This is a genomic window from Microbacterium sp. Root61 (assembly GCF_001427525.1).
Taxonomy (GTDB): Bacteria; Actinomycetota; Actinomycetes; order Actinomycetales; family Microbacteriaceae; genus Microbacterium.
In genome coordinates, this window is the sequence record NZ_LMGU01000001.1 from 2,369,516 (window position 1) to 2,382,412 (window position 12,897).

Here is a 12,897-nt window from a genome sequence, read left to right on the forward strand (position 1 = left end):
TCCTTGAAAGTCGGCCCCCAGTCTACCGAGGGCGACCGTGGGCCCTCTGTGCGTCGACGCGCGGTCAGCCGATGTAGATCTCGGTGTTGTCGATGAAGCGGTGGCCGGCGACGCTGGCCGCGATCAGCGCGAGTGCGGGACCGCGGTGGTCCTCGTCCACGGGGAGGAAGCTGGCCGGATCCACGACGCTCAGATACTCCAGGCGGATGCGCGGCTCACCCATCAGCGACGACTGCGCGGCGGCGATGCAGGCGTCCACCCCGCGGTCGGCGTTGGCGGCGGCCGCGTCCAGCGCGGCGGGCAGTTTCGTCGCGGCATCGCGGTCGCGCGACTCGAGCATGCCGATGCGCGTGGAGACGGGCAGGTTGTCGTCGCTGCGCACGGTCTCGACGACGGCCACGTCGATGTCGAGGCCCAGGTCGCCGATCATGCGCCGCACGAGGAAGATCCGCTGCCGGTCTCGCAGTCCGTAGAGCGCGACGTCCGGCTCGACGAGCTCGAAGAGCTTCGCCTCGACGGTGAGCAGCCCGTCGAAGTAGGAGGGACGCGTGCGGCCTTCGTACCGCAGTCCGAGGTCTCCCGCCGGCACCTTGGTCGTGTGCACGCCGTCGGGGAGGAGTTCGGATGCCTCGGGCATGAACACGATGTCGACGCCGAGCGAGGCGAGCAGCAGCTCGTCGGCCGCCGGGGTGCGCGGGTAGGCATCGAGCTCGGCCTGTTCCGTGAAACGGAGCGGGTTCACGAAGATCGACACCACCACGACATCCGCGATCTCCTTGGCCCGCTGGACCAATTCGATGTGGCCGTCGTGCAGCGCGCCGATCGTGGAGATCAGCGCGATCCGCGGCGACCGGGGTGCTGCGCTGCGGGCCTGGGCCAGTCGGGCGCGCAGCCCGTCGATGGTGCGGATCATTCGTCGAGCGTAGTGGCGTCGACGTCGTCGGAGCCGCGGGACCCGTCCGCCAGGGCGAGATCGATCGCGGAATGCATGAGCACCGACAGGTACGCGCCGGGGTTCTCGACACCGACCGCACCGAGGATGGCCGAGGACTGCCGCACGATCGACCGGGAGAACTCGGTCGCGGTCGCGATCGCCTCCGCGTATGCCGCCCGGTCCTCCTCGGCGACGACCACGGGCTCGCACCCGAGCTCGACCGCGAGCGCCTGCGCGATCGGCAGCACCGCTCCCGGAGCGGTCACGGCCGCATAGGCGCTGGCGAGTTGCCGCAGGTCCATGGAGGTGCCGCTGAACGTGATGGCGGGGTGCACTGCGAGCGGGATGGCGCCGCGTCCGACGGCGGGGGCCAGCACGTCCACGCCGTAGGCCGGGTCGGTGTGCAGGACGAGCTGTCCCGGCTGCCACGCGCCGATCTCGGCGAGGCCGGCCACGAGTCCGGGGAGCTGGTCGTGCGGCACCGCGATGACGACGAGCTCGCTGCGACGCACCACCTCGAGGGCGTCGAGCACCGGCACGCCCGGCAGCATGGCCTCGGTGCGCTCGTCGTCCGAGCCGTGCGTGATCGCGACCAGCGCATGTCCGGCACCGGCGAGCGCCGCGCCGATCACGGGACCGACCTTGCCGGCGCCGACGATCCCGACACCGAGCCGGCCGTCGCGGTTCATCCGGCCCACCGGTGGCTGCGGTCGCTTGCGGCGGAGGCAACGGCCTCCGCCTCGGCATCCGCGAACAGCCGCAGCGCGGCATTCCTGTCGATGGCACCCAGACCCGTGTGCACGCGACCGGGGACCGTATGCACGTGCAGCGACGCCACGTCGAGTGCGCGGGCCAGCGGGCCCTGCTCGAGGCTGAAGCTCTGCATCCGGGCGAGGGGGAATACGGCGAGCTTGCGCCAGATCGCACCACGGCGGAAGAACAGCGCGTTCGGGACGAGACGGAACCCGTTGCGCCGCCAGGAGAGGGGACGCAGGAGTCGTGCTCGGCGCGGGGTGTTCGTGTACGGGTCCTCCGGACGCGGGCCCAGGATGCCGTGCTCGAACACCAGCGGCCACTCCGCCTCGGGGAAGTCGGGCATCAGCAGGCGCAGGACGCGCTCGACGTCGGCGCGCGTGCCGACCGGCAGCACGGTCGTGAACTGATCCTGAGTACCGTCGGCGGCGCCACGGCCGGACAGACGGTTGACGGTGATCGACCACCAGCCGGCGGGCCGCCACAGGATCGACTGCGTCACCTCGATCGCGTGCAGGCGTCCGGGCGGGAGGATCTCGGTCACGGTCGTGAGAAGGCCGAAGGTGATCCGCACGCCGCTCGGCGTCGGCGCGATCGAGTAGCGCAGCGAGCGGGTGATTCCGCGGATCCAGTACGCACCGAAACCGATCAGCGCGGGGATCATGCCGAACAGCACCCACGGCGTGCCGACGATCGAACCGACGATGATCCCGATGATCAGCGCGATCAGGGCGATCGTCGATCCGCTCAGCAGGTGCGAGGCGATGAGACGCCCCGGCGGGATGTGCACGACCGACTCGGGCTCGCCGACGGGCGCCTCGGCACCGGCGATGAGGCCGGTGATGCCGGAGCTGACCGCGGAGGTGGCCGCAGCCCGGAGTCCCGGCGCGGCACCGCGGGCACCGGCGGCGGCCAGGCGACGGCCCGACGCGAGCTGCAGGATGTCGGCGCGCACCTCTTCGGCATTCGTGGTCGAGAGGTACTCGAGCTTGACGTTCGCGTCCAGGCCCGCGCCGACCACTTCGAGCTTCGCCATGCCGCACAGTCGCGCGAGCATCGGCCGCGTGAGGTTGACGCCCTGCACCCGGTCGAGGGGCGCGCGCCGGTGCGTGCGGAACAGCACCCCGCTGCGCACCTCGACGTCGTCGCCGGTGATGCGGAAGGAGTGGAAGCGCCACGAGAGGTAGAAGATCGCGACCAGGGCGAGTGCGACGCCGAGCACCGTCAGCAGCACCACGAGCACGAGGTTGTGCTCGAAGACGTAGTCGACCGGGTCGGGCGGCAGCTCGCCGTCCGGCACATTCGGCATCATCCACGGCAGGAACGTGTCGATCAGGCGGTCGCGCAGGTTCGCGACCACGATGCCGATGATCACGACGAGGAACAGCCCGCCGCGGAACAGCGGCGTCAGCGGATGCAGCCGGTGCCACTCCCCGTCGCTCAGCGGCGATCCGACGGCCCCGGGATCGGGCGCCCCGGAGTCGGGAGCGGCCGGTGCGGGCACACCCGGCACGGCTGCACCGGTCGGCGGCGGCAGCGGCACGGCGGCACCCGGGGGCGGCGGCAGGGGCACCGACGGACCGTTCGGAGGGGGGATGCTGCTCACAGTCCGGTCCGGCGGGTCTCAGCGACCTCGATCAGAGTGTCGCGCAGCTGTTCGGCCGCGGCCTGCGTCAGCCCTGGGATCACGACGCCGGTCGAGGCGGCGGCCGTGACGAGCTTGAGCTGGGCGATCCCGAAGCCGCGGTCCAGGGGGCCGTGCGTGATGTCGACGAGCTGCATGCGCCCGTACGGCACGGCCACCATGCGCTGCCACAGGATGCCGCGACGGAAGACGAGGTCGTCCCGGCGCAGCTGATAGCCGATGGACCGGGCCTGGCGCGGCGTGATGATGAGCGTCCACAGGAGGATCACCGCGAAGATCCCGCCCGGGATCAACGCCCACATCTGGTGCAGGACGAGCGTCAGCACGAGCACCACGGCGATCACGATCAGCAGGATCGCCCCGGTCGAGATCAACTGGACCCACACGTACGCCCGGGCCAGCTGATGCCATGTCCCGTCGCCGAGCGGGAGACGCGCGCCGGAGCGGGGCTCCCGGATGCGGTCGTAGGTGCCGGCATCCAGGACCGGGTCGCGACCCGCAGACGGGGCGACGGGCGCGGCAGCCTCGGGAGCCTCAGGCGCAGCAGCGGGAGCGGGCACAGCAGCGGGAGCGGGCACGGATGACGCCGCCGGGGCCTCCGCGGGCGCGTTCACCGGCGACAGACCAGTGTCCGTGGGCGCCGAGTCCGGGGTGGCGTGCGTCAGCGAACCGGGGGTGCGGGGTGGAACCCCATCAGGCGTGGCCTCCGGGCTGTTCGTCATCGTCATCCTTCCGAATCGTGCACAGATGCTCGGCGACCAGACCGGCCGCCACGAGGATCGCGCCGCACACCGCGGTGGCGATGATGGCGCTCAACGAGCCTACCGAGGGGCTGACGGGCCTGGTCAGCAGATAGAGTGCCAGCCCCACGGCGAACCCGCCGACGACGGCTCCGACGATGCTGGACGCCTTGGCGAGCATCGCGACCCGGAGCGCACGGAACGGGTTGACAGGTGGTTGCGGGCTGCGACCGCGCGTGGCCCGGCGGATCGGGATCGCGAGCGCGATCACCAGCAGTGCGAGCAGCGCCAACAGGATCGGGAGGGTGACGGCGGGAGTGAACGTCGCGCGTCCGCCCGCGGTGAGCGCCAAGTCCAGCAGGAATCCGGCGCCGCCGCCGATCAGCGCGGCAATGAGCAGGATGCCGGCACCGGTGCGTTTCATCGTCCGCTCCGCAGCCGCGCCAGCAGCGCGTCGACACGACCCGCTCCGGGCAGCACCGCGTCGGGATCGATGCTCAGCCAGGGCGCGAGCACGAAGTCGCGCTCGGCCGCCCGCGGGTGTGGCAGCAGCAGTGCGGGGTCATCGCTGCGCACGTCGCCGTACGCGATCAGGTCGAGGTCGAGGGTGCGGTCGCCCCAGCGCTCACGCCGTTCGCGCCCGTGGCGGGCCTCGATCGCGTGCAGGTAGTCGAGCAGCACCGTCGGGGCCAGACGCGTGGTGACCAGGGCGACAGCGTTCAGGTAGGTCGGGGCCGAGGCATCCGGGCCATCCAGTTTCACCGCCACCGACTCGACCGCCTCCGAGGAGCGGACGTCATCGACGAGCGGGAGCCTCCCCAGTTCGTCGATCGCGGCGCGCATCGCCTCCGCGCGGTCGCCGAGGTTGGCGCCGAGCGCGACGACGGCGGTGACCGACGCCGCGGGATGGGCCGAGACATCCCCGCTGAAGCCCTGCGCGAGTCGACGGTTCACTGGAAGGCCCGGCCACGTGTGATGGTGACGGCGACATCGGTGAACGACACCGTGATCGGGGCGGACGGCTTGTGCACCGTGACCCGCACGAGGCTGACGCCGTCGAAGTCGAGGACGCGGTCCGCGATGCGCGCGGCGAGGGTCTCGAGCAGGTTCACCGGCTCCCCCGAGACGATCGCGGCGACGGCCTCGGCCACCTCGCCGTAGTGCACGGTGTCGGTGACCTCGTCTGTCTCGGCGGCCCGGCGGGTGTTCACGGCCAGCGTGAGGTCGACCACGAAGAACTGTCCGTCGTGGCGCTCGTGCTCGAACACCCCGTGGTGCCCGAAGGTGCGCAGTCCGGTCAGTGTGATCTCGTCGGCGAAGTCCATCGCTCCTCGTCCTCCCATTTGGCCGCGATGCGCAGTGCGTCGCGCGTGGCCGTGACATCGTGCACGCGGACGGCCCACACGCCCGCCTGTGCGGCCAGCACGCTCGTCACCGCGGTCGCGAGGTCACGGCGTGTCTCGACATCCTGCGCGTCGGGTTGATCCAGCCCCAGCGTCTCGGCGAGGAACCGCTTGCGGCTCGTGCCGACCAGCACCCGCGGGCCGAGCGCCACCAGGCGCGGGAGTCCGCGCAGCACGGTCCAGTTCTGGTCGCCCTTCTTGCCGAACCCGATCCCGGGGTCGGTGATGAGACGGGCGGGAGGGATGCCGGCGACCGCCGCCGCCTCGATGCGCGAGGCCAGCTCAGACAGGACATCACGGACGGGGTCGTCGTACTGCGCGTGCGCGTACATGTCGGCCGACGGACCGCGCCAGTGCCCGAGCACGAGGTCGGCGCCGGTTCCGGCCACCGCGGGCAGCATGTCGGGATCGGCCAGCCCGCCGGAGACGTCGTTCACGATCCGCGCCCCGGCGGCGACCGCGGCCAGGGCCGTGGACGCGTTCATCGTGTCGACGCTGACGGCGGCACCGACCTCGGCCAGCGCCTGCACGACCGGGATCACCCGCTCCTGCTCGACCGCGGGATCCACGCGCTCCGAACCCGGACGGGTCGACTCGCCGCCGACGTCGAGGAGGTGGGCGCCCGCCGCACGCAGTCGCAGTCCGTGCGCGATCGCGGCCGCGGGGTCGAGGAAGCGCCCGCCGTCGCTGAAGGAATCCGGGGTGACGTTGACGACCCCCATGATGAGGGTGCTCATGGCCGAGTGGCCCCGATGAGTGCGACCAGCTCGGCGCGGGCGGCGGGCTCGGCGAGCTCTCCGCGTGCCGCGATCGTCACGGTCGAGGCATCCGTCTGTCGATCCCCGCGCATCGTGACGCACTCGTGCACGGCGTCGAGGACGACGAACACACCGCGCGCGTCGATCGACCCGGCGATGGTGTCGGCGATCTGCTCGCCGAGGCGCTCCTGCACCTGCGGGCGGGAGGCGAGGATGTCGACGACACGGGGCAGCGCGCCGAGTCCGACGACCTGCTCACCCGGCAGGTAGGCGATGTGCGCGTGCCCGCGGAACGGCAGCAGGTGGTGCTCGCAGACCGACCGGAAGCGGATGTCGCGCAGCATCACGGCACCGGATGGCAGGGTGTCCGGCGCCGGGCCGCGCGACACGGAGATCGTGTGCATCAGAGGAGTCGCGGCATCCACCCCGACGCCGCCGAAGAACTCCCCGTAGGCGTCCGCGACGCGACTCGGGGTCAGGCGTAGACCCGGACGATCGGGGTCCTCACCGATCGCCTCGAGCAGTTCACGCACCAGCGCAGCAACGCGCTCACGATCGACAGGCACGAAGTCGAGCCTACGCGGTCGCGGGGCGCGCCTGCCCGCTCGGGCGGCGGCGCGGAGCCTTCTCGGCGGCTTCCTCCGCCTCGACGGACGCGACCAGACCGACCTCTTCCTGGCGACGCGGCACGTCCACCGGCGGCACCTTCGAAACCGGACGCTCGCTGCTGGAGAGCCACTGCGGGCGCGGCGGGAGGCGCTTGATGTCGGTGAAGATCTCGGCGAGCTCGAGGTGGTCGAGCGTCTCCTTCTCGAGCAGCTCGAGGGCGAGACGGTCGAGGATGTCGCGGTTCGCGTTGATGACCTCGTACGCCTCGTTGTGCGCCTGCTCGATGAGCGCGCGCACCTCGGTGTCGACCCGCTCGGCGACGCGCTCGGAGTACTCGCGACCGTGACCCATGTCGCGTCCCATGAAGACCTCGCCGCTGGACTGGCCCAGCTTGACCGGTCCGACATCCGTCGTCATGCCGTACTCGGTGACCATCTTGCGGGCGATGCCGGTGGCCTTCTCGATGTCGTTCGAGGCACCCGTGGTGGGGTCGTGGAAGACGATCTCCTCGGCGACGCGGCCGCCCATCGCATAGGCGAGCTGGTCCTGCAGCTCGTTGCGGGTGATCGAGTACTTGTCGTCGAGCGGCAGCACCATCGTGTAGCCGAGGGCCTTGCCTCGGGGCAGGATCGTGACCTTGGTGACGGGGTCGGTGTGGTTCATCGCCGCCGCCGCGAGTGCGTGTCCGCCCTCGTGGTACGCGGTGATGAGCTTCTCCTTGTCCTTCATCACGCGGGTGCGACGCTGCGGACCGGCGATGACGCGGTCGATCGCCTCGTCCAGGGCGCGGTTGTCGATGAGCTGGGCGTTGGAGCGCGCGGTGAGCAGCGCGGCCTCGTTCAGCACGTTCGCGAGGTCGGCGCCGGTGAAGCCCGGCGTCTTGCGCGCGACGACTTCGAGGTCGACGCCGTCGGCGAGGGGCTTGCCGCGGCCGTGCACCTCGAGGATCTTCTTGCGGCCCTTGAGGTCGGGCGCGTCCACGCCGATCTGACGGTCGAAGCGACCGGGGCGCAGCAGCGCCGGGTCGAGGATGTCGGGGCGGTTGGTCGCCGCGATGACGATGACGTTGACCTTGGGGTCGAAGCCGTCCATCTCGACGAGCATCTGGTTCAGCGTCTGCTCGCGCTCGTCGTGCCCGCCGCCCATGCCGGCGCCGCGGTGACGGCCAACGGCGTCGATCTCGTCGATGAAGATGATCGCAGGGCTGGATTCCTTGGCCTGGTTGAACAGGTCGCGCACACGGGATGCGCCGACACCGACGAACATCTCGACGAAGTCCGAACCGGAGATCGAGTAGAACGGCACGCCGGCCTCACCGGCGACGGCGCGGGCGAGCAGCGTCTTGCCCGTTCCGGGAGGGCCGTACAGCAGCACGCCCTTCGGGATCCGAGCGCCGACCGCCTGGAACCTCGTGGGGTCCTTCAGGAAGTCCTTGATCTCCTGCATCTCCTCGATGGCCTCGTCCGAGCCCGCGACATCCGCGAAGGTCACCGTCGGCGACTCCTTCGAGACGAGCTTCGCCTTGGACTTGCCGAACTGCATGACCTTGCTGCCGCCACCCTGGGCGCTGGACATCAGGAACCAGAACAACAGACCCAGCAACAGGATCGGCAGGAGGAGGGAGAGGATGCCGTCGAACCAGCTCGGACGCGGCACTGCGTCGTTGAAGCCGTCCTTGGGGTCGGCCGCGTTGACGGCGTCGACCACTTCGCCGGCACGCGCGTCGACGTAGTAGAACTGCACGTCGCTCGCGCCCTCGAACGGCGATGAGAGCTTCATGTCGACGCGCTGATCGCCGTCGGTGTTGACCACCTCGGTGACGGTGCTGCCCTTGAGCAGCTCCAGTCCCTGCTGGGTGGAGATCTGCTTCGCGCCGCCCAGGCTCGAGATGAGCGAGAAGCCCACGATGAGGAACACGCCGATCAGGAGCACGTAGATGAGCGGATTGCGTGTGATCTTCTTGAAGTCCATGGTGCGGGCGACGCCCGTTCCCTTTCGTCGACGAGCCGCGCGAACGCGGTGAACTCAGGGTATCGCGCTCCCGCTATGGCGTTACTGTGCATTCGCCCATGGCGTACAGGGCAGATGCTGGGTGTTCCGCCCCGCTCCACACCCGCCGAGCTCGCAGAAAGTGCGCGCTCAAGACGGCGTGAGCGCGCACTTTATGCGAGCTCGCGAGAAGACGCTCAGGCGTAGACGTGCGGTGCCAGGACCGCGACATCCCGCAGATTGCGGTACCGCTCCGCGTAGTCCAGTCCGTACCCGACGACGAATTCGTTCGGGATGTCGAACCCGACGTAGCGGCAGTCGACCTTGACCTTGGCTGCTTCGGGCTTGCGCAGCAGGGCGAACACCTCGACCGAGGCGGCGCCGCGCGACGCGAAGTTCTCCAGCAGCCAGCTCAGCGTCAGCCCGGAGTCGATGATGTCCTCGACGATGAGCACGTGCCGATCATGCAGGTCGCTGTCGAGGTCCTTGCGGATCTGCACGACACCGCTGGACTTCGTGCCGGCGCCATACGACGAGACCGCCATCCAGTCCATCGGCACGAGGATCGGCAGGGCCCGGGAGAAGTCGGCCATCACCATGACCGCGCCCTTCAGCACACCGACCAGCAGCAGGTTCTTGCCCGCGTAGTCGGCCGCGACCTGGGCGGCGATCTCCTGCAACTTGGCGGTGATCTCCTCCTCGGTCACGAGGATCTTGCTGAGGTCACCGGGGATATCGGCCGCGCGCATGCGGTTCAGTCTACGGGCGCCTGTGGGAAGGACAACGGATGCCGCCGGCACCGTGCCGCGCGCTACGCCGAGCGTGCGGTGAATTCGATGCGGCCGCCGGCTCGGCGAGCGGTGCAGCCGGGCAGGTCGATCGGGCCCTGCCCGGACCAGTCGGTGACCAGCCGGGCGACCTCGAGCGTCTGAGCACGCGTGAGGCTTTCGCCGAACTCGCTCGTCACGACGTGCCGGATGACGCGGTGGCGCAGCGCGGCCGGGTTGGCGGCGAGGGCGGCGACCGAGACCGAGATGCCGGCCTCGGCGTGCTCGACGATGTCTTCGATCGTCTCCTCGATCATCTCGTCGAACGCCTCGGCGTCTTCGCGCAGCTGCTCGGCCGTGCGCGCGAGCGCCTCGGCCACGCCGGGGCCGAGTTCGGCCTCGAGGACGGGCAGCACCGTCTCCCGCACCCGCACGCGCGCGAACCGCGGTTCGGCGTTGTGCGGGTCCTCCCACGGCTGCAGGTCCTGGGCGACGCAGGCCGCGCGCGTGGCTTCGCGCCGCACGGTCAGCAGCGGCCGCAGCAGCGTCATGCCGCGCTGGGCCGAGGCCGCGGCCATCCCCTGCAGACTCGCCGCGCCCGAGCCGCGGGCGAGTCCGAGCAGGACGGTCTCGGCCTGGTCGTCGAGCGTGTGTCCGAGCAGCAGCGCCGTCGCGCCGGCGCCGGCCGCGGCATCCGTCAGCGCCCGATACCGCGCCTCGCGGGCCGCCGCCTCCGGGCCGCCACCCGCGCCCACCGCGACCGAGACGACGAGCGAGCGGATGCCGAGGGCTTCGGCCTGGCGCGCGGCGTTCTGCGCGACGGCGTCCGAGCCGGGCTGGAGCCCGTGGTCGACGGTGATGCTCACGACATCGAGCCCGAGCTTGGGCGCCTCGAAGGCTGTCGCGGCAGCCAGCGCGAGCGAGTCGGCGCCGCCGGAAAGGGCGACCGCGACGGTGCCCGGTCCGGTCAGCGGCTCGAGCGCTCGCCGTACGGCGAGCCGAACGGCGGCGACGGCGGGGTCCAGGCTCGGTCGATGCTCCACACGCCCACGTTAGCCGCCCCCGCGTTCCCGCGAGACGTGGCAAAAGCGCCCGAAACCGTGCGGTTCGGGCACCTTTGCCACGTCTCGCGGATGGGGTGGGGGCCACAACGCCGTGCAGCGCGCGCGACTAGGCTGGTGCGCGGCATCAGACCAGCGATTTTCAAGGAGCAGACGCATGGGCGCATACGACGCCGTCATCGAAATCCCCCGCGGCAGCCGGGTCAAGTACGAGGTCGACCACGGCACCGGCCGCGTGTTCCTGGACCGCGTCCTGTACACCGCGTTCGGGTACCCCACCAACTATGGGTTCTTCGACAACACCCTCGGCGAAGACGGCGACCCGCTCGACGTGCTCGTGATGCTGGACTACGACCTGTACCCCGGCACCATGGCCAGCGTCCGCCCCGTCGGCGTACTCAAGATGAGCGACGAGGCCGGCGGCGACGACAAGGTCATCGCCGTGATCGCCAAGGACCCGCGCTGGGCGCACGTCCAGGACGTCGACGACATCCCGGAGTTCCTGCAGAAGGAGATCACCCACTTCTTCGAGCACTACAAGGACCTCGAGCCCGGCAAGTGGGTCAAGGTCGACGCGTGGGCAGGCGCCGCCGAGGCCGACCGCCTCGTCGAGGAGGCGTTCACGCGCTTCGCCGAGCACGAGGGGCAGACCAAGTCCCAGGGCGAGGGAATGTCCCCCAAGACGGTCTGATCGGTTTTCCGCGAAGGCGGACGACGGCGCACTCGCGTCGACGTCCGCCTTCGTCTTTGACGAGCGGATGCCGCGGCACGGGCGCGCGCGAACGCGAGGCTGCAGCATCCGTCCCCGCGATAAGGGGATGCACCGGACCGCGAACGCACGACGTATCCGCGAGCACACGACCCGGTCGCGACGCGAAGGCGTGCACTCGACCTTCGGACTCCCGAGCCCGCGCGGGTCGAGTGCGGAGCTAGACCGAGATGCCTCGGGCGGCCATGAAGCCCACGGGATCCGTGGTGCGGCCGTTGATGTAGACCTCGAAGTGGCAGTGGCAGCCGAAGGAGTTGCCGGTGTTGCCCTCGCTCGCGATGAGCTGGCCGGCGCTGACCCGCTGGCCGTAGCCGACGAAGATGCCGCCGGGACGGATGTGCCCGTAGCCGGTGCCGACGCCGCCGCCGTGGTCGATCCGGACGTAGTTGCCGTAGCCGCCGTTGTATCCGGCGTAGGTGACCACACCTGCAGAGGCCGCGTAAATGCCCGCACCGCAGCCGGCGGCCAGGTCGACGCCTTCGTGGAAGCCGCTGGAGCAGTAGCCGTTGCCGCACTGAACGTAGCGGGGACCGTAGCCGGAGCTGCGCCAGCCGGAGGACGGACGAGCCCAGCCGGACCCGACGACACCGCCGCCGTTTCCACCGCCACCGCCGCCGCCTCCGCCACCCCCGCCGCCGTTGGCGGCTTCCTGGGCAAGACGATCCGCTTCGGCCTTCGCAGCCGCCGCGGCGGCCTCCTTGGCCTTGCGGTCGATCTCGACGCCGGTCTGGTATTCCGCGATCGTCTTGGCGGTCTTGTCGTTCAGGGCGGCGAGCTGCGCCTCCAGCGTCGCGAGGTTCGCGGTCTGCGCGTCGAGGGCGGCCTGGGCGGCGCTGGCGGCTTCCTGCGCCTTGACCATGGCCGCTTCGGCCTCCTGCTGCAGCTTGTCGCGGGCGTCGCGGGCGACGACGGCCTGGTCGCTCAGGCTCTGCGCCGAGTTGCGGGCCGTCACGGCATCCGCGTACACGCCCTGGTTGCGCTCGATGAGCTTGTCCATCGTGCCCAGGCGGGCGAGCAGGTCATCGGCCGTGGCCGCGGATCCCGCGAAGAAGAGTTCGAGCGACGTGTCGTCGCCGCCGTTGCGGTACAGCTGTGCGGCGACGCGGCCGGCCTTGTTGGCGGCATCCGTCGCCTTGGTCGACTCCGCGTCGGCCTGCTGCTGCAGGTCGTCGGCGTGGTGGGCCGCTTCGAAGAACTTCTGCTGAGCCTCGTAGAAGAGGTCCGACGCCTTCTGCGCCTCGGCCTGCGTGCGGGCGACCTCGTCGTTCAGCGACTGGATGAGCCCCTGGATCTTGGCGACCTCGGCGGCCTTGGCCGCTTCGTTGGCCTTGGCGGCCTGCACGTCGGGCCACGAGGGGTATCCGGCGGCGGCGAAGGCAGAGGGGACGAAGGGAGCACCGAATGCGGTGATGGCCGCGAGCCCGAGAGCGCCGACGCCGATGGCGCTGCGTCGGGTCATGCCTCCGGGC

The 12,897-nt window shown here is 70.7% G+C and carries 14 protein-coding genes; 1 reads left to right on the top strand and 13 read right to left on the bottom strand.

Translation table 11 applies throughout. The features are described from left to right. Positions 1–64: 64 nt before the first annotated feature. From panC to tilS, 12 genes are all read right to left on the bottom strand, one after another. Positions 65–913, bottom strand: coding sequence for a pantoate--beta-alanine ligase (gene panC, locus ASD65_RS11400; RefSeq protein ID WP_056222627.1), 849 nt, complete (start codon positions 911–913; stop codon positions 65–67). Next, complete coding sequence (locus ASD65_RS11405) at positions 910–1,623, bottom strand: DUF2520 domain-containing protein (RefSeq protein ID WP_056224768.1); 714 nt, start codon at positions 1,621–1,623, stop codon at positions 910–912. The genes panC and ASD65_RS11405 overlap by 4 nt, the downstream gene beginning before the upstream one ends. Further along, a complete protein-coding gene (locus tag ASD65_RS11410) occupies positions 1,620–3,260 on the bottom strand; it encodes a PH domain-containing protein (RefSeq protein ID WP_235566673.1) in 1,641 nt (546 codons plus the stop codon). The genes ASD65_RS11405 and ASD65_RS11410 overlap by 4 nt, the downstream gene beginning before the upstream one ends. A gap of 29 nt (positions 3,261–3,289) precedes the next feature. After that, positions 3,290–3,814, bottom strand: a complete 525-nt coding sequence (locus tag ASD65_RS11415; protein ID WP_056224773.1) for a PH domain-containing protein — start codon at positions 3,812–3,814, stop codon at positions 3,290–3,292. A 211-nt stretch (positions 3,815–4,025) separates the two neighbouring features. Further along, positions 4,026–4,496, bottom strand: a complete 471-nt coding sequence (locus tag ASD65_RS11420) for a DUF3180 domain-containing protein (RefSeq protein ID WP_056222630.1) — start codon at positions 4,494–4,496, stop codon at positions 4,026–4,028. Continuing rightward, positions 4,493–5,026 (bottom strand): 2-amino-4-hydroxy-6-hydroxymethyldihydropteridine diphosphokinase, encoded by a 534-nt coding sequence (folK, locus tag ASD65_RS19220; RefSeq protein WP_056222632.1) that lies wholly within the window; start codon positions 5,024–5,026, stop codon positions 4,493–4,495. Before folK ends, ASD65_RS11420 begins: the two co-directional genes overlap by 4 nt. Continuing rightward, the gene (gene folB / locus ASD65_RS19225) at positions 5,023–5,397 is read right to left on the bottom strand and encodes a dihydroneopterin aldolase (protein WP_056222634.1); all 375 of its coding nucleotides are present in this window, start codon (positions 5,395–5,397) and stop codon (positions 5,023–5,025) included. Before folB ends, folK begins: the two co-directional genes overlap by 4 nt. Next, positions 5,370–6,212, bottom strand: a complete 843-nt coding sequence (folP, locus tag ASD65_RS11435; protein ID WP_056222636.1) for a dihydropteroate synthase — start codon at positions 6,210–6,212, stop codon at positions 5,370–5,372. Before folP ends, folB begins: the two co-directional genes overlap by 28 nt. Next, positions 6,209–6,799: a GTP cyclohydrolase I gene (folE, locus tag ASD65_RS11440; RefSeq protein ID WP_056222641.1), complete on the bottom strand. Its 591-nt coding sequence runs from the start codon at positions 6,797–6,799 to the stop codon at positions 6,209–6,211. The genes folP and folE overlap by 4 nt, the downstream gene beginning before the upstream one ends. A 10-nt stretch (positions 6,800–6,809) precedes the next feature. Next, positions 6,810–8,813, bottom strand: a complete 2,004-nt coding sequence (ftsH, locus tag ASD65_RS11445; protein ID WP_056222644.1) for an ATP-dependent zinc metalloprotease FtsH — start codon at positions 8,811–8,813, stop codon at positions 6,810–6,812. Between the two features lie 215 nt (positions 8,814–9,028). Next, positions 9,029–9,580, bottom strand: a complete 552-nt coding sequence (hpt, locus tag ASD65_RS11450) for a hypoxanthine phosphoribosyltransferase (RefSeq protein WP_056222647.1) — start codon at positions 9,578–9,580, stop codon at positions 9,029–9,031. 62 nt (positions 9,581–9,642) lie between these two features. Further along, positions 9,643–10,641: a tRNA lysidine(34) synthetase TilS gene (gene tilS / locus ASD65_RS11455; RefSeq protein ID WP_056222650.1), complete on the bottom strand. Its 999-nt coding sequence runs from the start codon at positions 10,639–10,641 to the stop codon at positions 9,643–9,645. A 175-nt stretch (positions 10,642–10,816) separates the two neighbouring features. On the opposite strand from tilS, the gene ppa reads away from it, so the two are divergent. Then, positions 10,817–11,350: an inorganic diphosphatase gene (gene ppa, locus ASD65_RS11460; protein ID WP_056222653.1), complete on the top strand. Its 534-nt coding sequence runs from the start codon at positions 10,817–10,819 to the stop codon at positions 11,348–11,350. A gap of 238 nt (positions 11,351–11,588) precedes the next feature. On the opposite strand, the gene ASD65_RS11465 is transcribed toward ppa, so the two are convergent. Further along, on the bottom strand, positions 11,589–12,887 hold the full coding sequence (locus ASD65_RS11465) for a M23 family metallopeptidase (protein WP_082561912.1): 1,299 nt from the start codon (positions 12,885–12,887) through the stop codon (positions 11,589–11,591). Between the last annotated feature and the right edge of the window lie 10 nt (positions 12,888–12,897).

Excerpts from the sequence above, each read along its gene's own strand:
- ASD65_RS11465 (WP_082561912.1), bottom strand. The coding sequence starts at position 12,887 with ATGACCCGACGCAGCGCCATCGGCGTCGGCGCTCTCGGGCTCGCGGCC.
- folB (WP_056222634.1), bottom strand. The coding sequence starts at position 5,397 with ATGGACTTCGCCGACGAGATCACACTGACCGGACTGCGCACCTTCGGG.
- ASD65_RS11405 (WP_056224768.1), bottom strand. The coding sequence starts at position 1,623 with ATGAACCGCGACGGCCGGCTCGGTGTCGGGATCGTCGGCGCCGGCAAG.
- ftsH (WP_056222644.1), bottom strand. The coding sequence starts at position 8,813 with ATGGACTTCAAGAAGATCACACGCAATCCGCTCATCTACGTGCTCCTG.
- folP (WP_056222636.1), bottom strand. The coding sequence starts at position 6,212 with ATGAGCACCCTCATCATGGGGGTCGTCAACGTCACCCCGGATTCCTTC.
- ASD65_RS11420 (WP_056222630.1), bottom strand. The coding sequence starts at position 4,496 with ATGAAACGCACCGGTGCCGGCATCCTGCTCATTGCCGCGCTGATCGGC.
- panC (WP_056222627.1), bottom strand. The coding sequence starts at position 913 with ATGATCCGCACCATCGACGGGCTGCGCGCCCGACTGGCCCAGGCCCGC.
- hpt (WP_056222647.1), bottom strand. The coding sequence starts at position 9,580 with ATGCGCGCGGCCGATATCCCCGGTGACCTCAGCAAGATCCTCGTGACC.
- ppa (WP_056222653.1), top strand. The coding sequence starts at position 10,817 with ATGGGCGCATACGACGCCGTCATCGAAATCCCCCGCGGCAGCCGGGTC.